Origin of the sequence: Collinsella sp. i05-0019-G5 (genome assembly GCF_042851345.1) — a bacterium.
Classification (GTDB): domain Bacteria; phylum Actinomycetota; class Coriobacteriia; order Coriobacteriales; family Coriobacteriaceae; genus Collinsella.
Map to the genome: position 1 here is coordinate 1,497,598 of NZ_AP031421.1, position 24,837 is coordinate 1,522,434.

The window sequence follows — 24,837 nt, forward strand, 5'->3', positions numbered from 1 at the left end:
AGGCGTCTAAACCCAAAACGTTAGGCGGAGCGCTTCGCCTCGAGCTTGGCCTGAGCGGCCGCCAGGCGCGCGAGGGGCACGCGATAGGGCGAGCAGGACACGTAGTCCACATCGGCCACGTTGAACAGGCCCTTAATGGATTTGGGGTCGCCGCCGTGCTCGCCGCACACGCCAAAGTGCATGTCGGGGTTGGTGGCGCGACCCTTCTCGACGGCCATGCGCACGAGCTCCAGCACCGCCGAGTCGATGGTCTCGAAGGGGTTGTCCTTCAAGATCTTCTTGTGCATGTACAGCGGGATGAACTTGGCCTCGGCATCGTCACGAGAGAAGCCGAAGGTCGTCTGGGTGAGGTCATTGGTGCCAAAGCAGAAGAAGTCAGCATGATGGGCGATCTCGTCGGCAACCATGCAGGCACGCGGCAGCTCGAGCATCGTGCCCACGGGAATATTGAGCTCGACGCCCTCCTCGACGGAAACCTCGGCGATCACGCGCTCGATGACCTCGCGGGTCTGGACATGCTCCGCCGTGATGGAGACGAGCGGAACCATGATCTCGGGACGCGGATCGACGCCCTCCTTGATGAGGCGAGCGGCAGCCGTGGCGACGGCGCGAACCTGCATGAGTGGCAGATCGCTAAAGACAACGGACAGGCGCACGCCGCGCAGGCCGAGCATGGGGTTCGACTCGACCATGCCATCGATACGGCGCAGGCGGGCACGCAGGACGGCAAGCTCTTCCTCGCTGGCGCCAGCGGCTTCCTTCTTGGTGATGGCGACCTCGAGCTCGCGAGGATTATCCAGGAACTCATGAAGCGGCGGATCGAGCAGGCGAACAACTACGTCGCGACCGGACATGGTCTTGAACATCGCCAGGAAGTCCTCGGTCTGAACCTTAAGCAGGTCCGCCAGGGCCTGCTGCTTCACGGCCTCATCATCGGAGAGGATGAAGCTCTGGATGATGTTCTTGCGGTCGCCCAGGAACATGTGCTCGGTGCGGCACAGGCCGATGGCCTCGGCGCCAAACTCGAGCGCGAGCGCGGCATCCTCGGGGTTGTCGGCGTTGACGCGCACATGGTTGGCGTGGCCGCCGGTCTCGTCCAGGCGAATCTCGTCGGCCCAGGACAGGATGGTGTCCAGGTCGCCGGTGAGCTCGGCCGAAACCAGATCAACGGCGCCGTCGACGACGATACCCTGGGTGCCGTCGATGGAGATGACATCGCCCTCATGCAGCACGCGGTCGCTGCCCTCGATGCGCACGACCTTCTCGGCGGCGTCGATATGGAAGCGCTCAACGCCGCAGACGCAGGGCGTACCCATGCCGCGGGCGATAACGGCGGCATGGCTCGTCTTGCCACCGTGGCTGGTCAGAATGCCCTCGGCGGCGACCATGCCCTTCAGGTCGTCGGGGTTGGTCTCCCAACGAACCAGAATGACCTTGTGGCCCTCGTTGGCGCGCGCGACGGCGTCGTCGCTCGAGAACATGACCTCGCCCACGGCGGCACCGGGGCTGGCATTAAGACCGCTGGCGAGAGCCTCGTACTTCTTGGAGGCGTCGAACTGTGGGTGCAGGAGCTGGTCGAGCTGCGCGGGATCGATGCGGCTCACAGCCTCATCGCGGGTGATCAGACCCTCCTCGACCATCTCGATGGCGATGCGCAGGGCGGCGGTGGCAGTTCGCTTGCCCACGCGGGTCTGGAGCATCCAGAGCTTGCCCTGCTCGATGGTGAACTCAATGTCGCACATGTCGCGATAGTGATCCTCGAGCGTCAGGAAGACGCGCTCGAGCTCCTTGCCTGCGGACTCGAGGCCCGGGGTGGCCTTGAGGTCGGCGATGGGCTCGGTGTTGCGGATACCGGCGACGACGTCCTCGCCTTGGGCATTAACCAAAAAATCACCGTAGAACTCCTTGGTGCCGTCGGCCGGATTGCGCGTGAAGGCAACGCCGGTCGCAGATGTCTCGCCCTTGTTGCCAAAGGCCATGGCCTGTACGTTGACGGCGGTGCCGAGTTCGTCGGAAATGCCATGCTGCTTGCGGTAGATGCAGGCACGCTCGTTCATCCAGCTGCCAAAGACGGCCTGAATTGCAAGGCGTAGCTGAAGCTCCGGGTCGTGCGGGAAAACGGGCTTGCCGTCAGCGACCTCGAGCTCGGGATACAGGGAGGCATCGACGTTCTCGGAGAAGATGCCCTTAAAGGTCTCGACGAGCTCCTGCAGATCCTCGGCCGAAAGCTCGGAGTCGACGCGGACGCCGGCGACCAGGCGTGCCTGGGTCAGCGCGTTCTCGAACAGGTCGGCGTCAACGCCCATAACGACGTTGGAGAACATCTGAATAAAGCGGCGGTAGCTATCCCAAGCAAAACGCGGATTTTGCGTCTGGGCGATGAGCCCCTGAACGGAGTCGTCGTTGAGGCCTAAGTTGAGGACCGTGTCCATCATGCCGGGCATGGAGAACGGAGCGCCCGAACGAACCGACACGAGCAGCGGATCGGAGGCGTCGCCGAGCTTCTTGCCGCAGCGGGCCTCGAGGTCCGCCTCGGCAGCAACGATCTCATCGAGTGCACCCTCGGGCCACACGTTGCCGGCACCGGAGTACTCGACGCAAGTCTGGCAGGTAATAGTAAAGCCACCGGGAACCGGCAGGCCGATACGGCTCATCTCGGCAAGGTTAGCGCCTTTGCCGCCAAGCGCGAAGTTCATGGACTTGTCGCCCTCGGTGACACAGGTGCCCTGGGCGTCGGTTCCAAAACGGTAAACCCTCTTGCAATCGCTCACGATACTTCCCCTTCCATGCACTTACGCGCACGACCGTGGTAACGAATCGACCCGCCAGATGCGGGCCGTGAGGGAACTATACGGCGGGTTTTGAGCGGGCTTAAGCAGAGGATGCGCGGTTTGGTAAACGTGCTAAAACTGGCGGTAAACGGTAGGTAAAGGTGGTCACCTTATGAAGATACCACTACAAGAAAATACAGGTCAGATGCAATGTATTTGCTAAATCGCTTTACCATAAGTAGCTAATTTGGGACGGGGCTTTTTTAGCTGCCCCCGTCGGCAATCGGCCAAAAAGCTCGCGGCCTCAGTCGGGGTAGCTAAAAAAGCCCCGTCCCAAATTAGCTACTTTTGTTGGGCTCGACGGGCGGCGCGGCGGGCACGGGCTTCTTGGATTTCCTCCAAGTGGCTAATGATCTCGGCAGCGCTTTCCTCGATGGCCTTGCCGTCGGTACGCACCACAAAGCAGCCTAGGCGCTTCATGAGGGCACGGGCTTCCTCGAGCTCGCTGTGCACGCTCTCGGGCTCGGCATAGGAGCCGGCAACGGCACGAGCGTAATCATCGCCCAAGCGGCTATCGCGAATTTCGGAAATCACATCGACGGTCGAAATCAGGCCGAACAGGCGCATCGGGTCAACCTCGTAAATCGACTTCGGCGGCTCCACGCCATGGGCCAACGGAACATTGGCAACCTTGTAACCCTGATAGGCCAAATACATCGACAGCGGCGTCTTGGACGTGCGCGATACGCCCAGCAGCACGATATCGGCACCCGACAGATCGTCGCAGCCGCGCCCGTCATCGTGCTCAACGAAATACTCCATGGCCTCGATACGATGGAAATAGCGGTCATCGGTCCTGTGAATCACGCCCGCAACGCCCTTGGGCGGCACACCGATGAGCGACGACAGCACGGCAAGCGTCGGGCCGATCAGGTCGACCGAGCGAATATGCAACATACCCAGGTAATCGAGCACACGGGCGCGAAGCGCCGGATCGACAATGGTATGGAACACGGCAATATCGCGATGGTCGGCATCGACGCGAGATCCCACAAACGACTTAACCTGCTCCACCGAGGTCACCTTAGGCAGGCGCAAGAGATGAAAAGTCCCTTCATCAAATTGCCCGGACGCCGCAAGCACCACCTCACAAGCGGTATCGCCGAGCGAGTCGGAGATAACGATAACGGTGGGACGAGCGGTGACCGGGCAATCCATGCGGGGCTCCTTTTGCGCTTACGCGCAGGCTGGCTTACTTTTTGCGGGCAAGCTCACCGATGTTTGCGATGCCGGAGAAAACGGCCTCGAAGCGGTTGAGCAGCTTAAGGCGATTATCGCGGAGCTGCTCGTCCTTGTCCATGACCATGACCTCATCGAAGAAACGGTCGATGGGAGCACGCAGGGCGGCAAGGGCGGCAAATGCGGCCGGGTAATCCTCGGCAGTAAGGGCGACGTCGACAGCAGTCTGAGCAGCCTCGGAGGCGTCGGCAAGCGCGAGCTCGGCCTCGCCCATCAGGCTGCGGTCGTACTCCGCACCCAGCTCGGGCTTGGAGATGTGCGCGGCGCGGGCATAGGCGGTCGCCAGGTTGTCGAACGTCTCAGCGTCGTTCTTGCGGGCCTCGTCGAGGGCGGCGCAGCGGGCGAAGAAGACGGACGGGGCGATGATGTGCACCGCGGAGACGGCGGCAACGGTATCGGCAGGAATCTTCTCGTCGCGGGCCATGCTCACCAGGCGGCCGTGGAAGAAGTCACGGACCTGCTGGGCGACCTCGGCGGCGTCGAACTCAATGCCCTGCTCACTGTAGAGCTCGAGGGCGAAGTCGATGAGCGACGTGGGGTCGATCAGCAGACGGTCGCGCAGGATGTTGATGATGCCGATAGCGGCACGACGCAGCGCATAGGGGTCGGAGGAGCCGGTCGGGGGCTCGCCGATGGCAAAGATACCGGCAATGGTATCGAGCTTGTCGGCGCAGGCCACGATGCAGCCAGCGGTGCCCTCGGGCAGCTCGTCACCGGCAAAGCGGGGACGATAGTGATCTCGAATGGCGTGGGCGACCTCGTCGTTCTCCCCCATCGCGGTGGCGTAGTAACCGCCCATCACGCCCTGCTGGCTCGTAAACTCGACGACGGCGTTGGACACCAGGTCGGCCTTGCACAGGTGCGCGGCACGGCCGGCGTCGGCTGCCAGATGAGCACCCAGGTGTGCCTCACGGGCAATAGCGAGCGCGAGCTGCTCGATGCGCTCGGACTTGGCGAGCACGCTGCCGAGCTTCTCCTGGAAGGCGACCTTGGCCAGACGCTCACGGAACTCGTCGAGGGAGATCTTCAGATCCTCCTCGTAGAAGAACTTGGCGTCGTCCAGACGGGCGCGCACGACGCGCTCGTTGCCGTCGATCACGCGCTCGGCATTCTCGGGCTTGCTGTTGGAGACGACCACGAACTCACGCGTCAGCTTGCCCTCGCCGTCATAGATCGGGAAGTAACGCTGGTTGGTGAGCATGGACTCGCAGATGATCTCGTGCGGGACCTTGAGGAACTCCTCGTCGAAGGTACCGACGAGCACCGTCGGCCACTCGCAGAGGTTGATGACCTCCTCGAAGACCTTCTTGGGCGTATCGACATGGCAGCCGGGACGGGCGGCCTCGACCTCGGCGATACCGGCGAGGATGGCCTCGCGACGGCGCTCGGCAGAGAGCACGCCGGCGTCCTCGAGCACCTGCTCGTAGGCGGCGGGGCTGGCGACAACGTGGTCACCGGGGCCAAGCACGCGATGACCGCGCGTGGTGTTGCCACTCGTCACGTCGGCAAACGACACGGGCACGACATCCTCGCCCAGAAGGCAGCAGATCCAACGGACCGGACGAACAAAGGTCGCATGCTCGTGACCCCAGCGCTGAGAGCGGTAGTTGGGCCACTGCAGGCCGGCGATGGTCTTCTCGCACAGGGCCGTCAGGATCGGGGTGGCCGGTGCGGAGGGAATGTTCTTCTCGGCAAAGACATACTCGCGACCGTCGGTGTCCTCGCGACGGACCAGGTCCTCGGCAGCCACACCGCACTTGCGGGCAAAGCCCTGGGCGGCCTTAGTGGCGTTGCCGTCGGCATCGAAGGCAATGTTTGCCGCAGGGCCGCGCTTGACTTCGTGAACCTCGTCGGTCGCGGTGGCGACATTAGCCACGAGCGCGGCAAGACGGCGCGGGCTCGAGATCACGCGGACCTCGCCGTGGGCCAGACCGGCCTCGTCGAGACCCTTGGCGATCATGGTGCCAAGCTGCTTGACGGCATTGTTCAGCGGTGCGGAGGGCATTTCCTCCGTACCGATCTCAAACAGGAAATCTTTAGCGTCTGCCATGGTTTACGCCACCTCGCCTTCCTGGTCGGCATTCTCGTTGACTCCGGCGACCTCGGCCATATAGGCCTCGCAGCACGCCTTGGCGACGGCACGGACGCGCAGGATGTAGTTGGCACGCTCGACTGCGGACAGCGCACCGCGGGCATCGAGCAGGTTGAAGGCATGGCTGCACTTCATGACGCAATCGTACGCCGGCAGCGGAAGCTTGCGCTCCAGGCAGGCATGGCACTCGGCCTCGTAGTCGTCAAACTTCTGACGCATCATCTCGACGTTGGCGACCTCAAAGTTATAGGCACTGAACTCGCGCTCGTTCTCGAGGAACACGTCGCCATAGGTCATGGGCGCGCCGTCGGGCAGGTAGCTCCACACCAGGTCGTAGACCGAGTTGACGCCCTGGGCGTACATGGCGATACGCTCCAGGCCATAGGTGATCTCGACGGGCACGGGGTCGACCTCGATGCCGCCCACCTGCTGGAAGTACGTAAACTGCGTGACCTCCATGCCGTTGAGCCAGACCTCCCAGCCAAGGCCCCAGGCGCCCAGCGTCGGGCTCTCCCAGTCGTCCTCGACAAAACGGACGTCATGGTCATTGGGGTCCAGGCCAATGGCGGCAAGAGACCCCAGGTAGAGCTCCTGGGCGTTGACCGGCGACGGCTTGATGAGAACCTGGAACTGATAGTAGTGCTGCATGCGGTTGGGGTTCTCGCCGTAGCGGCCGTCGGCGGGACGGCGGCAAGGCTGCGCATAGCAGGTGCGCCACTCGGCGGGACCGAGCGAGCGCAGCGTGGTCGCGGTGTGGAAGGTACCGGCACCGACCTCGGAGTCATAGGGCTGCATAATGACGCAGCCCTGCTCGCCCCAGTACTGCTGGAGGCGCAGGATGATGTCTTGGAAGGAAAGCGATGAAGCGTTCATGCCTCTAATATCCCCTCGTCGAAACGATTACACGGTTAGGTACTGTACTATAGCGGTTTTTAGTCGATAGCGCCGATACGGTTGAGCGGCCAGTAGCGCACAAGCGCCACGGCGATCAAATCAGAGCGATCGACGGGGCCAAAGTAGCGTGAGTCGGCAGAGTTTTCGCGGTTGTCGCCCATCACCCACACGCACCCGTCGGGGACGGTGTAGGGATAGCTTACCTGAGCGCCGGGCGCTTGGACCGAAAGCGGCCAGCTCATGCCCGTCGTATAGTCCTCGTCGAGCGCTTGGCCGTCAACGACCACCTTGCCATCCTGCAGGTCGACCGTCTGGCCGGCCGTGGCAATAACACGCTTGACAAGAACATCATGCTCGGAGGTGCCATCGGGGTTGTGGAATACCACGATGTCGCCTTGGCTGACGGGCTGACCGAGCTCGAGGCTCACCTTTTGTGCCAGGATCTGGTCGCCAATCTCGATCGTGTCCTCCATAGAGCCGGTGGGCACCACAAAGGGCTCGACCACAAAGGTGCGGATCAGGAAGGTAGCGACCAGTGCGATCACGATGACCGCGATCCACTCAAAAGCGCCCCTCAACGCGGAATGTTGCGTAGGAACCATACTCACTCCTCGCTCTGCGAATACGAAGCGTCAAGGATCTCCTGCGCGTAAGCGCGCTCCTCGGGCGTGAGCCGCGCTGTCTCGATCAGGTCGGGACGCCAGCGGCAGGTGCGCTCGATGGCGTTCTTGCGACGCCAGGCGTCAACTTTGGCGTGATCGCCACTTACGAGCACTGGAGGCACGCCCTCGCCATTGAACTCGGCGGGGCGGGTGTACTGCGCGTACTCGAGCAGGCCACCGTCCTCGGCGGTCGAGAAGGACTCGTCCACATTGCTCATCTCGTCGCCCAGGGCGCCGGGAATCAGACGCACGACGGCATCGGCAACGACCATAGCGGGAAGCTCGCCGCCCGTGAGCACGTAGTCGCCGATCGACAGACGCTCGTCGGCATACGCATACGCGCGCTCGTCGACGCCCTCGTAACGGCTGCACACAAACAGCAGGCGCTCGCTTTTGAGCAGGCGCTCAGACACATGCTGCGTAAAGGGCTCGCCACAGGGGGTAAAGAACACCACAGTGGGCTTGGGACCCTCTGCGCTAATGGCCTCGATGGCCTCGGCAATAGGCTCGACCTTCATGAGCATGCCCTGTCCGCCGCCGTACGGCTCGTCATCGACGGTGCGATGGCGGTCGTGCGTCCAGTCGCGCAGGTTATACGCCTTAAAATCAAAAAGGCCGGCCTTGCGGGCGCGGCCCAAAATCGATGTGGACATGACGGGCTCAAACATCTCGGGAAAGACCGAAAGGGTCTCAATCAGCATGTTGTCCTCCCTACTTGTCCATATCGATCAAGCCGTCCATAACGTGGACGGAAATTGTTCCTGTGTCGGGAAGATCGAGCACAACCTGCTCGATCACGGGAATCAGTACCTCGCCGTACCGATCGCCCTCGACAACCCAAACATCGTTAGCGGGCGTCGACATGATCTCGACGATCGTGCCGAGCGAACCGAAGCGCTCGTCGACCACCTCGCGACCCATCAGGTCGGTATAGGCGGCGTCGAGCGAATCGAGCTCAAAGTCGTCACGATTTGCCAGCACGTAGCATCCCGTGATGCCCTCGGCGGCCGTCAAGTCGTCAATGCCCTCAAACGAGACCAGATCGCCATCGCCCGTATCGGTGACGGACACGACCGTGCAGAAGCGGTCGCGCTTGAGCGCCGGCGGCGTCAGGGCGACGCGCATACCCGGCTCTAATACAGAAGGAAGCCCCCGCAGCGGCTGCGCGAGGACCTCCCCCTTCCTTCCGTGCGGCTTGACCACACGGGCGATGTTTTTGTACTGGGACCTCAAGGTCCTAGCCCAGAACCTCTACCTCGACAGCAGTGTCGAGGCGAGCGGCCAGTGCACGGGCGAGCGTGCGAATGGCCTTGATGGTACGGCCACGACGGCCGATGACCTTAGCGACGTCATCCTCGGCGACCGAAACCTCAATCGTAGAGGCGTCGTCACCATCGATGACCTCAAGGCTCACGGAATCCGGGTCGTCGACGATCTGAACAACGAGATATTCGACGAGATCGGCGATGCGATCTGAGAGCATTGCCTCACCCTCGAGCTGTGCAGCGTCAACCTCAGGCACGATTTACTCCTCGGCGCCCTCAGCGGCCTCAGCGGCAGCCTTAGCGGCCTCGGCCTCTTTGGCGAGCTGCTTCTTGGACTTCTTGACGACGGTCTCGGTCTTCTCGCCCTCGTTGGCGGCCTTGACCAGAGCGGCGACGGCGTCGGTGAGCTGAGCGCCCTTGGACTGCCAGTCGGCGATCTTCTCGAGGTCGAGGTTGATGGTCTTGGGGGCGGTCATCGGGTTGTAGCGGCCAACCTCCTCGATGATACGACCGTCACGCGGGGCGCGGGAATCGGCGACGACGACACGGTAGTACGGACGCTTCTTAGCGCCGTGACGAGCAAGGCGAATCTTGACTGCCAAAGGAAACTCCTCCAACCAAGCAGCTTTAGGCTGCAACTACAAACAAACAGTTGAACATAATACGCCATCGACGCGGGCAGGTGAAGTCCGTGAGACCAACTTCTTCGGTGTAGTCGAGGGCAAATCCATATCTTAGACAAGAATTCGGGATTTGCAAGCACATACACGCACCCCACATGAGCTGCGCGGTATACTCATGACATGGAAAGACGCGAACATACATACGGTTATGAGGATGCCATGGGCGTCACGCCGCCTCCCTGGACGGGTCCGGCGGTGGGCCTGATGGACCTCGATGCGTTTTTTGCGAGCGTGGAGATGCTCGATCATCCCGAATGGCGCGGAAAGCCGCTCATCGTGGGTGGCGATGCCGATTCTCGCGGCGTCGTATCCACGTGTTCGTATGAGGCGCGTCGCTTTGGCGTGCACTCTGCCATGGCCTCGGCCGAGGCGCGGCGCCTGTGCCCGCAAGCCATTTGGACGCACGGGCACTTTGATCGCTACCGCGAGGTGAGCGCACAGGTCATGGCGATTCTCGCCGACGAGACCCCGCGTGTTGAGCGCGTATCCATCGACGAAGCCTTTATCGATATCACACCGGGTCGCTTTGCGCCCGAAGACCCGCTGCTGGTTGCGCGGCGTATAAGCGACCGCGTGGCAGCGCTGGGAGTGACCTGCTCCATTGGCGTGGGCTGCAACAAGACGGTCGCAAAGATCGCAAGCGAGCGGGATAAGCCGTTTGCGCTGACCATCGTGCGCCCCGGAACCGAGCAGCGCTTTTTGGCCGCACTGCCGGTATCTGCAATGAGCGGCATCGGGCGCTCGGCCGAGGAGCGACTGCGCCGCATGCGCATCTACACCCTCGGCGAGCTATCACGTGCACCGGAATCCACCTTGGCCTATATTTTTGGCGTCAATGGCGAGCGCATGCGTCAGCGTGCGCTGGGACTCGAAATCTCCGAAGTCACGAGCCTCGATGAAGAGCGAGAGATCAAGTCGGTCAGCAATGAACGCACCTTTGCTAAAGATCTGACTGAGCGTGGGGATATTGAGGCGGCAATTGCGCTGTTGGGAGAGTCAGTGGGACGCCGCCTGCGCCGTCAGGGGCTGACGGGTGCCACGGTAACGCTCAAGCTCAAGTATTCGTATGGAAGCGGGCGTACGGCACAGCGCCGGCTGCCTCATCCGACCGACGATGAGAACATCTTCGTGGCGGTTGCGCTCGAGCTGCTCGACAACATCTGGCAGGAAGGCATGCATGTTCGCTTAGCGGGCATCAGCATGAGCGACTTCGACCACCAAGGCGGCATCCAGACCGACCTGTTCTGCGAAGTCGACGACCGCGGAGCCCAATCCAGCGACCGCCGCGACCTCTCCGTCGCCATCGACGCCGTCCGAGACAAATTCGGCGACACCGCCCTTTCCTTCGGCCGCCAATCCCGCTTCAATAACTAGTCTTTTTTGGACGGGGGGTTGCTGCCTTCCGTCCGACACGGCATTGGTAGTCAATTTGGGACGGGGCTATTTTAGCTACCCCTATATATCGGTTGAGATTCATTCGGCCTAATTCATTCACCGTCAGCCAAAGGGTAGCTAAAATAGCCCCGTCCCAAATTGACTACCCCGGATGCCCGGTTTGGTGGCCGTAGCAAAATTACCCCGCCTGAAATGAGCTACTTTTCAACTTTGACTTTTTGAATCGTGCAGTGGCCGATGCCCGTGAGGCGCACGATCTGCTTGATCGAAAAGCCCTCGCTTTTGAGCTTGCGGATACAGTCATCACGCACGCCCTTTGGCAGAGCTTTGAGATGGTGAGGCTCGTAAGGTTTGAGCAACGCCTGCGCAAACTCAAGCGCGTCAGCATCACTCACGTGAGCGCCATAACGGAAGCAATAGCCATTGGGCTCGCCCGAGGTGCTAAATGCAAAAAACCTCTGAGAATTCCCGAGCAACTCGAGCACGCAATCAGTCTTACAAATACCCGGATAGCCCATATACTCGCTAAAGCTGCTCCAGCGATAGAGCGAAGCAGTGTCAATTCTGGCTTTCGCAGGGTTATCGTGAATGTAACGAACGCAGCTGAGCAGCTGATCATCATCAAGAATCGGCACGCTCTTAAATCGATCCTGGAAGAGTGGACCATTTCTGCCTGTCTTAGAATTGAAATACATGGCATACGCCGTCGTAATCGAATGCATGCAATCACTCAGATGAGCATGCTCATCGTCAAGCAGAAGATGAATATGGTTATCCATAAGGCACCACGCGATGACATCAACTTTGAACTTCTGGCATTTCGAAGCAATCAGCCGAATCAAATAGAGTCGATCATCCTCATCCTCAAATATCAGCTGACCACCACACCCCTTTTGAACGACATGGTAAAAGCCATATTCAGAGATTTCTCGCGCAGTCCGAGTCATACGCATTCCCTCCTCTACAGATAAGAATTACGTTACCCGAGCCAGAGCAGAAAAAAACGTACTGGGTGCGACAAATCGCGTTGTTCGGCGAACGGTAGGTGGTAGCTAAAAAAGCCCCGTCCCAAATTAGCTACTTTTGGGCAAAAGAAAGCCGGGCAGCTGCAAATGGTGCAACTGCCCGGCAAACGGATAAGGGTAGCTAAAAAAGCCCTGGCCCAAGCAAAGCTCTAGAGGAGATTGAGGGGGAGCTGGGGGGCGTCTCCCCAGAGTTTCTCGAGGCGGTAGAAGTCGCGGGCTTCGGGAGTGAAGACGTGGACGACAACCGAACCGTAGTCCATGAGCATCCAAGTCTTCTGCTCGCGGCCCTCGATGGAGAACGGATGCTCGCCGCAAGCCTCGGCGACCTTCTCCTCAATCTCGTCGACGATCGAATCAACCTGGCGGTTGTTGGTGCCGGTAGCAAGGACAAAGTAGTCGCACACATCGGAAAGCTCAGTCAGGTCGAGCACCTGAACGTCCTCGCCCTTCTTGTCGTAGGCGGCCTGCGCGGCGGCGCGGGCGACATCCTCGGCGGCGACACCGCTCGCGGACAGCGAGGCGGCGGTGCGGTCGGACGTGGCGGCGAAGCTCTTGTGCTCCACATCCTTGAGAATCTGCTCGTCAGTCATGGTCTCGTCGGCCATGGAATACCTCTTTCTAGACGCACCCGAGCTAGCGTAGCTGGGCGTAATGGTTGTAAATCGTAATAGCCGTGGGATAAAGATAACGCCCGGACTGGATCACATAGACCAAACCCTGCGCAAAACAGGAGAAGAACAACTCATCGAGCGTCGACTCCCCCACCATCTTGCGCAGCGCGTGGGCATAATCGCCGTGGCGGTTGGGCTCGATGGCATCGGCCACAAAGACCACCATATCGAGCGGCGTCATGTCGCAAGCTCCCACGGTGTGACGGTCGACAGCCTGAAAGACCGCCGGCGACAGCCCGGGAAAAAGCTGCGGAAGCTCATAGGCGGCAACTGGGCCATGCAGCAGCGGTGTCGCGGCCGAAGGAGAGCCGGCAACCTTGATGCCATAGTGAAGCGCGCGGGCCACGAGCTCGTCATCGGAAAGCACCTTGTCCCAGTCGTGGATCAAGCCGGCGGCAGCGGCATCAAAGCGGTCAACGCCGTAGACCTCGGCCAGATGAAGTGCGGTCTCGGCAACACCCAGCGAATGCACATAGCGCTTGCGCTTATCCTTCATGCGAACATCGAGCAGCTCTTGAATGCGCTTGAGCAGTGCGCGCTCATCGCCCTCAAACTGATCCTCTACCGACAACGTAGACCCCCATCACTCAAAATCTTCTTGGCCCAAATCGGCATATAGCCTGCGTTTGCGAATGTAGCCGAGCACGGACTCGCTCGTAAGATAGCGCACGCTCATGCCGCGGGCAACTCGCTTACGAATGTTCGTCGAGCTGATCGCCAGCGCCGGAATCTGAATATAGCGCACGTCGAACGGCAGCCCCGACTCTTTGATTCGGGCACGCGCTGTATCGATATCAAAGCCCGGTCGTGTCGCCGCAATAAAGGTAGCAAGCTCAGCGATTCGTTCGGCATCATGCCAGGTCACGATATCGATAATCGCATCGGCGCCCGTAATAAAGTAGAGCTTTACCTGCGGCGGGTAAAAGTCGCGAAGGGCATGAAGCGTATCAGCCGTATAGGTTACGCCCGGGCGGTCGATCTCGAACCGGCTCGCCAAAAAGGCCGGGTTCGCGGCGGTGGCGAGGACCGTCATGGCATAACGATCCTCGGCAGGCGTCACCGGCTTGTCAAGCTTAAAGGCAGGCGTGCCCGCCGGCATAAAGAGCACGGCATCCAAGTCGAGGGACTCACGCGCCTGCTCAGCGGTCACCAGGTGCCCGTAATGGATGGGATCAAAGGTGCCACCCATAATGCCGAGCCTAAACTCCTGCCCGTCCTCTAGAGGAAGCTCGGGCAGACCGATTCCACCGCGCAGCGACATGGCTTACTCGCCCTCCGAGGTCTCGGCATCGTCCTCGGCATCCGCCGCATCGACAACCTCGACGCCCTCATCCGCAGCATCGGCCACGTCAATGGCCTCGACGGCAACGTCCTCGCCAGCATCCTCGAGCTCTTCGTACTCCGAGAAGTCCTCGGCGCCCTCAAAGTCAAAAGCGCGCTGGCAAATGCGGACCTCGTCGCCCGCACGGCAACCGGCCTTCTCGAGCGCGTCGTCAACACCCATACGCGCAAACTTATGCTGCAGGTAAATGACGGCTTCCTCGTTTTCCCAGTCGGTCTGGATGACCATGCGCTCGATGGCACGACCGACCACGCGGAAGGCACCGGGCTCTTCCTGGACAATGCGGAAACGCTTCTCGCGCTGCAGGCGGCGACGCTCCCACTCCTCGTCGCGCAGATCGACCGGCTCATCAGAGACCGCCAGCTCGGCGCGAAGCTTAGCCACCTGCTCGCCCACGGCAAGCATCAGCGTGTTGAGGCCGGCGCCCGTAACAGCAGACACGGCAAAGAACATATGGCCATCGTCGAGCGCCGCACGCTTAAGGTCGGCAATCTTGTCGGCCGTGCCCGGCGCATCACACTTGTTGGCAATGACGATCTGCGGACGCTCCGAAAGCTCGGCGCCATACTGCTCGAGCTCGCGGTTGATGATGCGATAGTCCTCGACCGGATCGCGATCCTCAAAACCACCCGTCATATCGACGACGTGCATGATGAGTGCCGTACGCTCAATGTGGCGCAGGAACTGGTGACCCAGGCCACGGCCCTCGCTCGCGCCCTCGATGAGACCGGGGACGTCAGCAACGACGTAAGAATATTCGCCGGCACGCACCATGCCGAGGTTCGGCACGAGCGTGGTAAACGGGTAGTCAGCAATCTTGGGGCGGGCGGCACTCATGCGCGCAATGAGCGATGACTTACCCACCGAGGGAAAGCCCACAAGCGCGGCATCGGCCATAAGCTTCATCTCGAGCTCGATCCAGTGTTCCTCGGCAGGCTCGCCGAGCTGGGCAAAGGCCGGAGCGCGACGCACCGACGTCACAAAGTGTGTGTTGCCCAGACCGCCGGCACCGCCGGGCGCCACGACGACGCGCTCGCCGTCGTGCACCAGGTCGGCGATCTCGAACATCGGGGTCTGCGTCTCGGGATCGAGCTCGCGCACCACGGTACCCATAGGGACCTTGAGAATCAGGTCCTCGCCGCTCTTGCCGTTACGACGGGCACCCTGCCCGTGCGTGCCGCGCTCGGCGCGGAAGTGATGCTTAAAGCGGTAATCGATCAGCGAAGACAGCTGAGCATCGGCCTGGATGACGACATTGCCGCCACGACCGCCGTCGCCGCCATCGGGGCCGCCCTTGGGGACAAATGCCTCGCGCCTAAACGACATGCATCCGGCTCCGCCGTCGCCGCCGCACACGTTAATGCGGCTGATATCGGTGAACTGTGACAACAGAATCGCCTCCTACAAAAAAGAGGGAGACCCTTGAATCCTAAAACTCAAGTGCCTCCCACATATGTGCTCTATGAAGGGTGAATTACGCGTTCGCGAGCGGGCGTACGCTGACCCTGTGCTTGATACCCTTGTGGAACTCAACGGTACCGTCGACCAGCGCGAACAGCGTGTCGTCCTTACCACGGCCAACGTTCTCACCCGGGTGGATGTGCGTGCCGTGCTGACGGACGAGAATCGTGCCCGTGGTTACCGTCTGGCCGGCATAGCGCTTCGTGCCAAGGCGCTGACCGCGGGAGTCACGGCCATTACGGGAGGAACCGAGTCCTTTTTTGTGTGCCATTGTGTATACCTACTCTTTCGTTACGAGTGTAATCTACTCGGCGACGGGAGCCTCGGCAACAGCCTCGGCCTCTGCCTTGACAGCCTTCTTGGCGCGGGACGTAGCCTGGACCTTCACGATCTTCAGCTTGGTGAGCTGCTGACGGTGACCCTTCAGACGACGATAGCGCTTACGCTTGTGGAACTTGAAGACCAGCTGCTTCTCGCCCTTGAACTGCTCAACGATCTGAGCGGTAACCTTGGCCTTGGCCAGCTTGTCGGGATCGGTGACGATCTTCTTACCATCGTTGAGGAAGATAACCGGCAGGGTGACCTTGTCGCCCTCATTGCCCTCGATCTTCTCGACGGTGATGACATCGTCGGTGGCGACCTTGTACTGCTTGCCGCCCGTGTTAACGATTGCGTACATGTTTACTTGCCCTTCATGCATCAGTTAGTGCAACAGCCGAATATAGTAGCAGGCGAAAATACCCCCGTCAACGAGTATGTGGAGCAAATCCACAAGTTCGCACAGGTATGGGGCTGACGAGTCGGCCCTCGTCGTCCTCGCATGCTTGATTCTGACGCTCGACATCGTAGGAGCAGATGGTCACGAGGTCTTGCATACCGGTGGAAACAATAGGTGCATCCACGCCCGGGGTCAAGCCCTGCAACAAAACATCAGCAGCAGAAAGCAAAATTTCCGGACGCATAGAGCCCTCGTTGTCGGCATGGGTGTCGAGCATGAGAACCAAATGGTCCGGGCGCTCCCCCGCCGTGAGCTCATAGCCAACGAGCGTGTGATCCAAATCCAAGCGCTTGCTCTTTTTGCCGCGCGCGTAGTCGATGCCATGATCCGCGCGCAGCGTGTCGATCGCACGACGCACCTCGTCGGCGCTTACGGGCGCCTCGGGATCCAGGTGTAAGTCGATGCGATACGACAGGCGCGTGAGCTGCGCCGTCAATGCCGGCGTGCGCACGTCGATGTACGCCGCCTCGATGGGCGCCAGATCGGCCGGAGACGCCGCAGCCAGGCGCTCAAACGCCTCGTCGAGCGCCACGAACTCGGTCATAAACAGGTCATACCACTCGCAGGTCGACGACGTACCAACCGGTAGCGCCGAAGAGAAGCCCACGCGCATGTGCGGAGAGAAGCCCTGCGTGACGGCATAGGGAAGTCCCGCACGGCGCACGATGCGCTCAATGGTATGGATCACTTCGAGATGGCCCAGGTACTTAAGGCGATCGCGCTTGCCATAGCGAACACGAAGTCTAAAGAGCGTGGGGTTGTCGGTCAGGCGCTCACTCATGCGCGATCACCCATCAATACATTCTTGGCGTGGAGCGTGGGGCAGATTCCGCAGCCGGTGCACGACGTGCGGGTGCAGTCGGGAGTCGTGACGCCCTCGAGCGAGCGACGGTACTCGCGCTCGAGGAAGCCGCGCGTGCAGCCGGGGCTCACGTGCTCCCACGGCAGGCGCCAGTCCAACTCGTAGGGCAGGTGCACGAGCTCATTGAGGTCGATGCCGTTTTTGGCAGCAGCTTCCTTCCAGTTATCGAGCGAGAAATGCTCTACCCAGGCGTCAAAGCGAGAGCCCGAGCGCCAAGCGTCGATGATGACGGGCGTCATGTCACGACCGGCGCGGGACAGCGCAGCCTCGATGAGCGAGGTCTCGGCATCGTGGTAATGAACGCGGACGGCACGGTTGCGAACGCTCGTGATGAGCAGCTTCTGGCGACGCTTGACGTCGTCGTAGTCGAGCTGCGGGCACCACTGGAACGGCGTGGCAGCCTTGGGGATAAAGACCGAAACCGAGATCGACACCGAGATCGAGCCGCGACGAGCCTTGGGCACCACGGAACGACCGAGCTCCAGCACGTGATCGGCCAGATTGGCGATGGCCACGATGTCCTCGTCGCGCTCGCCGGGAAGGCCCATCATAAAGTAGAGCTTCATGCGGTTCCAACCGGCCTCGAAGGCCGCCTTGGCCGCACGGTCCAGGTCCTCCTCGGTCACGTTCTTGTTAATGATGTCGCGCATGCGCTGGCTGCCGGCCTCGGGCGCGAACGTCAGTCCGCCCTTCTTTTCGCCGGCGACCGACTCGGCCATATCCACGCCAAACGAATCCAGGCGCTGCGACGGAATAGACACGCGAATACCCGTATCCTCCAGGCGATGGTTGAGCCTGCCGAGCACATCGCGAATGCAGGAGTGGTCGGTCGTGGAGAGCGAGGTCAGCGACACCTCGTCATAGCCGGTCTTTTCCAGACCCTGAATCACCGACGAGACGATCTGGTCGGCCGAGCGCTCACGCACCGGGCGATACGTCATGCCGGCCTGGCAAAAACGACAGCCGCGGGCGCAGCCGCGCAGGATCTCGATAGACAGGCGGTCGTGGACCAGCTGCGCATAGGGCACGCACGACTGCGACAGCGGATTCGTGGCGCCGAAATCCTCGACGACGCGCTTGTAGACCACGGTCGGCGCATCCTTGCCCTCACGCGGCACGGTGTAGCCATGCGGCGAGCAGGGCTCGTCGTGACAAACCTCATAGAGCGACGGCACGTAGTTGCCGGCAATGGATGCAAGCTGCTCGACAATCTGCGCGCGCGGGACTCCTTCGTCACGCAGACGGCGATGCAACTGGCAGGTCTCGAGCAGCGATTCCTCGCCCTCGCCGATGAGGATAACATCGAAGAAGGCCGCGTACGGCTCGGGGTTGTACACCGAGGGGCCGCCGGCGATGATAATGGGGTCGTCCTCGGTGCGGTCAGCCGCTAACAGCGGAATACCAGCGAGGTCGAGTGCCTCGAGGAAGTTCGTCACCGCCATCTCGTGCGGCACATGCAGGCCGACGATATCAAACGAAGCGACCGGCGCTGCACCCTCGAGCGACAGCAGCGGAATGCCTGCCTCGCGCATGGCGTCACCCATATCGGGCCACGGCACATAGCCGCGCTCGCAGGAGATGCCCTCGGCCTGGTTAAGGATGTTGTAGAGGATGGCGATGCCCTGGTTGGGCAGACCGACCTCGTACACATCCGGGTAGATCAGGCAGCAACGGTAGTCGGCATCGGCCTTGGAAAGCGTGCCCCACTCGTGATCGATATAGCGACTCGGCTTCTCGACCTTGGCGAGCAACGGCTCAATTAAATGAAAACAGTCTTGGTATGCAACGCGCAACGGAAAACCCCTAAGCAGCGAGATCTGATGCGTCCTGATAGGACGCCATAGGACGGGTAGCGCCCGCGACCGCAGTCACCAGATCGCGAACGCGGGAAAACGTGGCAGTGACCACCTCGTTAGCACGGCTGTAGTCGACATCGCGCTCGTAGAGCGAAACGAGCGCACGGCCCATGCCATAGGTGCCCGCGGCAGCAGCGAGCGCCTTGACGGCAAACCCAATATGCGGCGTCTGCTTGACGAGCGCGCGGGTGACCGCGCGGATCACAAGACCGCCGGCAAGCACGCCCGCGACCTCGTAGCCGCGCTCAGGCTTAATGCCGCGTCCAAAGACGGCAGCGAGCTCAAAGAGCATGCCCACCTGCGCCAGCGCCATAACGGGATAATCGGTGCCCGGCAAAAACACCAAAGCCCCGGTCGCCATATTGGTGAGCGCACACGAGGTGATGATACGATTGGCCGCCGCGATGCGCATGAAGGCAAAGTTCGCCGCAAAAGCCGTTTCCTTGTCGGTGCGATCGAGAATCCAGCGGGCAAGCGTCTCGAGCAGATACGTCTTATCGGTTGCCGCCACCACACCGAGCATGGGCGTGGACTCCTCGATAAACGGCACCTCCACAGCAGACTCGGCAAGCACGCACACGGGCGCGCCGGCGATCACGAGCTCCTGCACGGCACTCTCCAAGCGGTCGGAACCACACGAGAGCACCAGCACCACATCGGTATCGGTCTTTGGAGCAATTCGCTCCTCCCCCAGACGCTCGACGCGCACAATGCCCGAGGTCGTCTGCGGCACAAAGGCGTCACGCACCGTCTCGGCCAGAAAGCGCGAGGCGGACGAATCCAGATAGACCGAGACGCGCACCGGCGTATCGGAATCCTTCTTAACGGACGCGCCCATCTTAAAAGCGCGGGTCAGCTTATCTACGGGAATTTTCATAGCAAACCCCTCCAGCGGTTACGCGGCGCCCGAACGATGCCGCCATATGGATTGTACGATACCCACCGTCAGCAGCTGGATCATCATCGAAGACGAACCGAAGCTAATAAACGGTAGCGGAATACCGGTAATCGGCATCATGCCGATGCACATGCCGATGTTCTCGAAGGTCTGGAATGCCCACATGCCGACGATACCTACGCACGACAGACGCAGGAACAGCGACTCACACTTAAAGGCGACGCGAATCGTCGAAAAGATCAGCAGCACGTAGAGGCACAAGAGAAAAAAGGAACCGCAAAAACCAAAGGTCTCGGACAAAAAGGCGAAGACGAAGTCGGTGTGGAACTCAGGCAGAAAGCCGCCGGCCGACTGCGTCGCATGGCCCAAACCCTTACCAAAGAAGCCGCCCGAGCCAACGGCGATAAGCGACTGCTGCAGGTTGTAGGCATCGTCCGAATCGGCATTATCGGGGTCGATAAAGACCGTCAGACGGTTCATCTGATACTGCTTGATGAGCACATCGTGGCCGAGCAACGAATCAAAGACCGAATCGAGCGCCAGAACGAGGGCCACCAAGCCCACGAGCAGGGCCAGGGTCGACAGCACCCATTCGCGGCGTGCACCGCTCATACAAATGACGATGGCGCCCGAAACCAGCACGACCAGGCCCGATCCCAGGTCGCCCATGGCAACGACGGCCAAAAACGGAATGGACAGCATGCCGCAGAGCTTGACGTAGTCGCGAACGGTATCGATGCGACCGTTATACTGCGAGCCAAGCGTAGCAATAAAGAAGATGGTGATGAGCTTGGCAAGCTCAACCGGCTGGAATGTCAAGCCGATACCGGGAATCTTGATCCAGCCCGTCATGCCCAGACCGCCCGTATAGGACAGACCCGGAATCTTGGGCGAGAGGATCACGATCAGGTCGATGACGAGCAACGCCGTCGAGAAATTGGAAATACCGCGCAGGTCGGAGCGCCAGACCAGCACCGCCAGCACCGCCCCGATGCCGATTCCCAGCAGATGGCGTGAGAACGAGGCATCGGCCTTAAACTGCGAAGCCGACCAGATGATGATGGCACCGTAGGCGACGAGCGCCACAGTAGCCACGAGCACACCGATATGCACCTTTTGGCGAAACGTGCCGCGCGAGGCCGAAAGTTGCTTGTTGACGCGGTCCAGGCTGCTGCGAGAGCCGGTCTTGGTTGAACGGAACAGATCCGCCGGAGAAAAATCCATCGCAACCTCCTATCGAACCGAAGAATCGCCCGAGGCCGAAGAGGTATCGGGCTCGTCATAAATCACGCCGAGCACGTCGCGCACGACATGCATCGCGGTATCTGAGCCGCCGCCGCCCTGCTCCAGGACAGTAGCGATGACATACTTGGGGTCATCGGCCGGCGCATAGGCGCAGAACCACGCGTATTCGTCCTCGCCACTTTTCTCGCCCGTGCCCGACTTGCCGTATACCTGCGGCGTCAGGGTGCCAAAGTGCGCCGCCAGGGACGTCGATGCCGTGTAAATCACGTCGTGCATACCGTTGCGAACAAGAGCCAAATCCGAATCGCTGTTGATCTTGGCCTCCAGGCGCTTCTTCTTGCCCTTGCCGTTGTACTTATAGGCATCGCCGTCGCCATCGCGCGACACGGCAGACAAAAACACGTGAGGCACGTACTGTTTGCCGCCGTTGGCAAGACCCATATAGGCGCACGCCATCTGCAGGGGCGTCACCAGGATATCGCCCTGGCCGATGGCGATGTTGGTCATATCGCCGGCATTCCACTTGCGGTCCTCGGCAGAGGCGTCGGTGAAGTACGACTCTTTCCACTCGGCATCGGGAATACGGCCCGCGCCCTCACTCGGCAGATCGATACCGCAGGTCTTGCCTAGGCCCCAGCGACGAAAGACCTCCTGCAAGCCCTCGGGATGTTGCTCGTCATAAAAGAACGCCTTGCCCATGTCGTAGAAGACAGGGTCGCACGAGTTGGCGATACCCGACTGCAGCGTCATGGTGCCGTGGCCGGAATGCAACCAGCAGTACTTGCCCCACGACTTGCCCAGACCCGTCCAATAGCCCGTGCAGTTGGTCGTCTGCCCCGACGTGTAGGTTCCAAACTCAAGACCGGCCAGTGCCGAGAGCGGCTTGATGGTCGAGGCCGACATGTACTGTCCGCTAATGGCGCGGTTGAGCAGCGGGTGCGAACCCTTGTCATCATTGAGCTCGGTCCACACGTCATTTGAGACGCCGCCGATAAAGACAGACGGATCGAACTTGGGCTGGCTCGCCATGCCCAGGATCTCGCCATTGTTGGGATCGAGACACACCACAGCGCCGTTGCCGGCATTGCTGTAGCCAGTGGTCTTGGCAAGCTCGATAGCGCTCGCCAGCGCCGTCTCGCAGGCCTGCTGGATCTTAAGGTCGAGCGTGAGCTTAATGTCGGAGCCGGCCTTCGCAGGCACGGCACCGGCCTGACCGGTCACATTGCCCGAGGCATCGACCTTGACGGTCTGCTCGCCACGAATACCCTGCAGCAGGTTTTCGTAGTAGCTCTCAACGCCCGCCTGGCCCACGATATCGCCCGACTGGTACGTAATCTTGCCAGCAGAAGCATCATCATCGCCAGAGGTTTTCTTATTCTGGGCCTCGAGCTGCTCGGAGGTAATGGTGCCGGTATAGCCCAAGATATGGCATGCCGTCTCGCCATATGGATACTGGCGCTCGGTACGCTCGGCAATCTTGACGCCCGGGAACTCGCCGGCGTGTTCCTTGATATAGGCAACCGTGGAGCGACGGACGTCCGTCGCGATGGTATGCAGGCTCTGAGCGCCCTCTGTATTGTCCTGAATATTGCGAAGGACCGCCACGTAAGGCATTCCAAGCACGTTGGCAAGATGGCGAACCAGAACCTCATCCTCGGCAAGGTCGCGGTAGGCCACGACAGCAAGTGAGGGACGGTTCTGGACAAGCGCCACGCCATTGCGGTCGAGGATGCGGCCGCGTACAGCGGGAGTGGTAACGGTGCGAGTCTGATTGCTATTAGCCTGCTTCTCGTAATAGTCCGACGAGACCATCTGCATGCCCCACAGCTTGACGGCGAGCGCCGCAAACATCGCGCCCACACCCGTGGTGAGGATGGAAAAGCGGCCCTTAAAGGCGGTCGCCGCGGTATTGCCCTCGCCCTCGGTGGCGCGTGGGGCCGTTCCATGCTGCGTATCGTAGGTAAAACGGGAATCGCCACGACGCATGATGACCAGCGCGACCACGATGGCCACAACCAGCACGATACCAGCGATAATAACCGTCAACTGGGAAGACATCTACGGGCCTCCCCTATTTGAGCTTGCGGGTCTTGGGCTTAAAGCGCATACCCGTCTGGCGTCCGCCACGTGCGGAGAATCCATAGCCGGACTGCGGCACGACGCCGGACATCAAAAACGGAATGGCAACCAGACCCGTCAGGATCGAGGACGGCAGCGCATGGCCGAAGATCGCCACGACAAAGCTCGTCTCCAAACCCATAAACAGCAAGATGATGCTGTAAATCACATTAATGACGAGCGCAAAGGCGCCCACAGTGACGCCGCGCGCACTCGGGGTACCGCCCGTCTGACCGACGGCGCTGTGCACCAGGGCAAAAGAACCCACGGTCAGCAGGAGCGACATAACGCCCACCGGCACGGCAGCGGACAGGTCATAGAACAAGCCGCTGCAAAAACCGCACACGACGGCACGGGTCGGGTCGCCCGAGAACACGCTTAGGCACACCAGGATAATCATGAAGTTGACGCGACCGCCCGCAATGGAGATCTGCGGTGCCAGGCCTGCCTGCAGCAGCACGCACACGATGGCGGCGATTACAAACGTGCGGGAGCTCATCCCCTGCTCGTGTAGATCCATGGACATGCCCCCTATTCGTTCGAGCCGGAATCGGTCGTCTCGGACGTGTCGGAACTGTCATCCGAGCTCTCGTCCATCGTCTTGGTCGCAGCATCGCGCGACGTTCCCTGCGGCGTGCTGTTGGCCGTGCTCACGTCCTCATCCGAGGCCGACTGTTCGTCGGTCAGCGAGGTGATGACCAGCACTTCCTCGTTGTTCTCGGCCGTGGTCTGGGCGCGCACCACAATGGTGTAGTACACGTCGTTTGCCGATTTCTCGACCGACGAGACGGTGCCGAGCGGTAGACCCTTGGGGAACACACCGCCAATGCCCGAGGTCACGATGATGTCGCCAACCTTAACATCGGAGTCGACGCTCACGTACTCAAGACGCAGCGTGCCGTCAGCCTGACCCTGCAGCATGCCTTGGGCGCGCGTGTCCTGCACCATAGCGGACACGCCCGAGTTCTCGTCGCCAATCAGGCGCACGGTGGACGTCTTGGCCGAGACTTCGATGATCTGGCCGATAACACCGGCCGAACTCGTCACAGGCATGTTGATGGTAAGGCCGTCGGCAGAGCCCTTGTCGATGGTGACGGTCGAGGTCCAGGCATCGCCCGAGGCACCAACAATACGAGCTGCGGTCGATTTGAGGTTATAGGTCGACTGCAGGCCGACCAGCCCCTCCAGACGCTCGGCGGTCTTTTGAGCCTCGGAGAGCTCAGCAACCTTAGAGGTCAGTTCCTCGTTTTGCTTCTTAAGATCGTCAAGCGTGTCCTGCGACGCCGTAAGGTTAGAGAACACGTTGCCGATCGCATTGAAGGGAGCCGCCACAGCCGAGCCCACAAAGCGCACCGGCGAGGTAATCGTCGTTACGCCCGAACGCACGGCATGAATCGGTCCTGCCTCGCCCTCGCGGATGTAAAACGTGAGCAGCAACACCGAAATCAGGCTGAAAACAATCAACGGGCGCATACCCGTTGATTGTCGCTTGGTATTCAGATTTGTGGAGAAACCCGAAG

General features: G+C 60.9%; 24 protein-coding genes. 1 reads left to right on the top strand and 23 read right to left on the bottom strand.

Annotated features, from left to right (window positions below; all coding sequences use genetic code 11):
- Window positions 1-20: 20 nt before the first annotated feature.
- The 9 genes from ppdK to rpsP form a co-directional block, all read right to left on the bottom strand.
- Entirely contained in the window at window positions 21-2,771 is a 2,751-nt protein-coding gene (gene ppdK, locus ACGHIZ_RS06985; RefSeq protein ID WP_138374167.1) for a pyruvate, phosphate dikinase, read from the bottom strand.
- 342 nt (window positions 2,772-3,113) lie between these two features.
- Window positions 3,114-3,989, bottom strand: coding sequence for a pyruvate, water dikinase regulatory protein (locus ACGHIZ_RS06990; RefSeq protein ID WP_390447063.1), 876 nt, complete (start codon window positions 3,987-3,989; stop codon window positions 3,114-3,116).
- Window positions 3,990-4,023: 34 nt separating this feature from the next.
- Entirely contained in the window at window positions 4,024-6,120 is a 2,097-nt protein-coding gene (gene glyS, locus ACGHIZ_RS06995; protein ID WP_390447066.1) for a glycine--tRNA ligase subunit beta, read from the bottom strand.
- 3 nt (window positions 6,121-6,123) lie between these two features.
- Window positions 6,124-7,035: a glycine--tRNA ligase subunit alpha gene (locus ACGHIZ_RS07000; protein WP_390447068.1), complete on the bottom strand. Its 912-nt coding sequence runs from the start codon at window positions 7,033-7,035 to the stop codon at window positions 6,124-6,126.
- Window positions 7,036-7,094: 59 nt separating this feature from the next.
- A complete protein-coding gene (gene lepB / locus ACGHIZ_RS07005; RefSeq protein WP_390447069.1) occupies window positions 7,095-7,658 on the bottom strand; it encodes a signal peptidase I in 564 nt (187 codons plus the stop codon).
- A gap of 2 nt (window positions 7,659-7,660) precedes the next feature.
- Window positions 7,661-8,419 (bottom strand): tRNA (guanosine(37)-N1)-methyltransferase TrmD, encoded by a 759-nt coding sequence (trmD, locus tag ACGHIZ_RS07010; RefSeq protein WP_390447072.1) that lies wholly within the window; start codon window positions 8,417-8,419, stop codon window positions 7,661-7,663.
- 10 nt (window positions 8,420-8,429) lie between these two features.
- The gene (gene rimM, locus ACGHIZ_RS07015) at window positions 8,430-8,921 is read right to left on the bottom strand and encodes a ribosome maturation factor RimM (protein WP_226812527.1); all 492 of its coding nucleotides are present in this window, start codon (window positions 8,919-8,921) and stop codon (window positions 8,430-8,432) included.
- 34 nt (window positions 8,922-8,955) lie between these two features.
- The gene (locus tag ACGHIZ_RS07020) at window positions 8,956-9,201 is read right to left on the bottom strand and encodes a KH domain-containing protein (RefSeq protein ID WP_171021534.1); all 246 of its coding nucleotides are present in this window, start codon (window positions 9,199-9,201) and stop codon (window positions 8,956-8,958) included.
- A 42-nt stretch (window positions 9,202-9,243) separates the two neighbouring features.
- A complete protein-coding gene (gene rpsP / locus ACGHIZ_RS07025) occupies window positions 9,244-9,585 on the bottom strand; it encodes a 30S ribosomal protein S16 (protein WP_022094749.1) in 342 nt (113 codons plus the stop codon).
- 201 nt (window positions 9,586-9,786) lie between these two features.
- Here rpsP and dinB point away from each other — a divergent pair, with 201 nt between their 5' ends.
- Window positions 9,787-11,040 carry a DNA polymerase IV gene (gene dinB, locus ACGHIZ_RS07030; protein WP_390447077.1) on the top strand — a complete coding sequence of 418 codons (1,254 nt, stop codon included), beginning with the start codon at window positions 9,787-9,789 and terminating at the stop codon, window positions 11,038-11,040.
- A 218-nt stretch (window positions 11,041-11,258) separates the two neighbouring features.
- On the opposite strand, the gene ACGHIZ_RS07035 is transcribed toward dinB, so the two are convergent.
- The 14 genes from ACGHIZ_RS07035 to mreC all read right to left on the bottom strand — a co-directional run bounded on the left by ACGHIZ_RS07035 (window position 11,259) and on the right by mreC (window position 24,790).
- Complete coding sequence (locus tag ACGHIZ_RS07035) at window positions 11,259-12,008, bottom strand: transposase (protein ID WP_390447080.1); 750 nt, start codon at window positions 12,006-12,008, stop codon at window positions 11,259-11,261.
- 227 nt (window positions 12,009-12,235) lie between these two features.
- Window positions 12,236-12,691, bottom strand: coding sequence for a ribosome silencing factor (gene rsfS / locus ACGHIZ_RS07040; RefSeq protein WP_138374982.1), 456 nt, complete (start codon window positions 12,689-12,691; stop codon window positions 12,236-12,238).
- A gap of 28 nt (window positions 12,692-12,719) precedes the next feature.
- The gene (gene yqeK / locus ACGHIZ_RS07045) at window positions 12,720-13,253 is read right to left on the bottom strand and encodes a bis(5'-nucleosyl)-tetraphosphatase (symmetrical) YqeK (RefSeq protein WP_192923881.1); all 534 of its coding nucleotides are present in this window, start codon (window positions 13,251-13,253) and stop codon (window positions 12,720-12,722) included.
- Window positions 13,254-13,340: 87 nt separating this feature from the next.
- Window positions 13,341-14,018: a nicotinate-nucleotide adenylyltransferase gene (gene nadD, locus ACGHIZ_RS07050; protein ID WP_089573445.1), complete on the bottom strand. Its 678-nt coding sequence runs from the start codon at window positions 14,016-14,018 to the stop codon at window positions 13,341-13,343.
- Window positions 14,019-14,021: 3 nt separating this feature from the next.
- A complete protein-coding gene (gene obgE / locus ACGHIZ_RS07055; RefSeq protein WP_195568685.1) occupies window positions 14,022-15,488 on the bottom strand; it encodes a GTPase ObgE in 1,467 nt (488 codons plus the stop codon).
- An 85-nt stretch (window positions 15,489-15,573) separates the two neighbouring features.
- On the bottom strand, window positions 15,574-15,831 hold the full coding sequence (gene rpmA / locus ACGHIZ_RS07060; protein ID WP_006236075.1) for a 50S ribosomal protein L27: 258 nt from the start codon (window positions 15,829-15,831) through the stop codon (window positions 15,574-15,576).
- Window positions 15,832-15,864: 33 nt separating this feature from the next.
- On the bottom strand, window positions 15,865-16,239 hold the full coding sequence (rplU, locus tag ACGHIZ_RS07065) for a 50S ribosomal protein L21 (protein WP_035138585.1): 375 nt from the start codon (window positions 16,237-16,239) through the stop codon (window positions 15,865-15,867).
- A gap of 67 nt (window positions 16,240-16,306) precedes the next feature.
- Window positions 16,307-17,119: a TIGR03936 family radical SAM-associated protein gene (locus ACGHIZ_RS07070; RefSeq protein WP_117745946.1), complete on the bottom strand. Its 813-nt coding sequence runs from the start codon at window positions 17,117-17,119 to the stop codon at window positions 16,307-16,309.
- Entirely contained in the window at window positions 17,116-18,993 is a 1,878-nt protein-coding gene (locus ACGHIZ_RS07075; RefSeq protein ID WP_161144681.1) for a TIGR03960 family B12-binding radical SAM protein, read from the bottom strand. Before ACGHIZ_RS07075 ends, ACGHIZ_RS07070 begins: the two co-directional genes overlap by 4 nt.
- A gap of 10 nt (window positions 18,994-19,003) precedes the next feature.
- On the bottom strand, window positions 19,004-19,933 hold the full coding sequence (locus ACGHIZ_RS07080; protein WP_035138588.1) for a YcjF family protein: 930 nt from the start codon (window positions 19,931-19,933) through the stop codon (window positions 19,004-19,006).
- Window positions 19,934-19,951: 18 nt separating this feature from the next.
- Window positions 19,952-21,178, bottom strand: coding sequence for an FtsW/RodA/SpoVE family cell cycle protein (locus ACGHIZ_RS07085; RefSeq protein ID WP_195568686.1), 1,227 nt, complete (start codon window positions 21,176-21,178; stop codon window positions 19,952-19,954).
- A 9-nt stretch (window positions 21,179-21,187) separates the two neighbouring features.
- Window positions 21,188-23,257, bottom strand: coding sequence for a penicillin-binding protein 2 (gene mrdA / locus ACGHIZ_RS07090; RefSeq protein ID WP_195568687.1), 2,070 nt, complete (start codon window positions 23,255-23,257; stop codon window positions 21,188-21,190).
- 13 nt (window positions 23,258-23,270) lie between these two features.
- Entirely contained in the window at window positions 23,271-23,837 is a 567-nt protein-coding gene (locus ACGHIZ_RS07095) for a rod shape-determining protein MreD (protein ID WP_022094761.1), read from the bottom strand.
- 11 nt (window positions 23,838-23,848) lie between these two features.
- The gene (gene mreC / locus ACGHIZ_RS07100) at window positions 23,849-24,790 is read right to left on the bottom strand and encodes a rod shape-determining protein MreC (protein ID WP_195568698.1); all 942 of its coding nucleotides are present in this window, start codon (window positions 24,788-24,790) and stop codon (window positions 23,849-23,851) included.
- Between the last annotated feature and the right edge of the window lie 47 nt (window positions 24,791-24,837).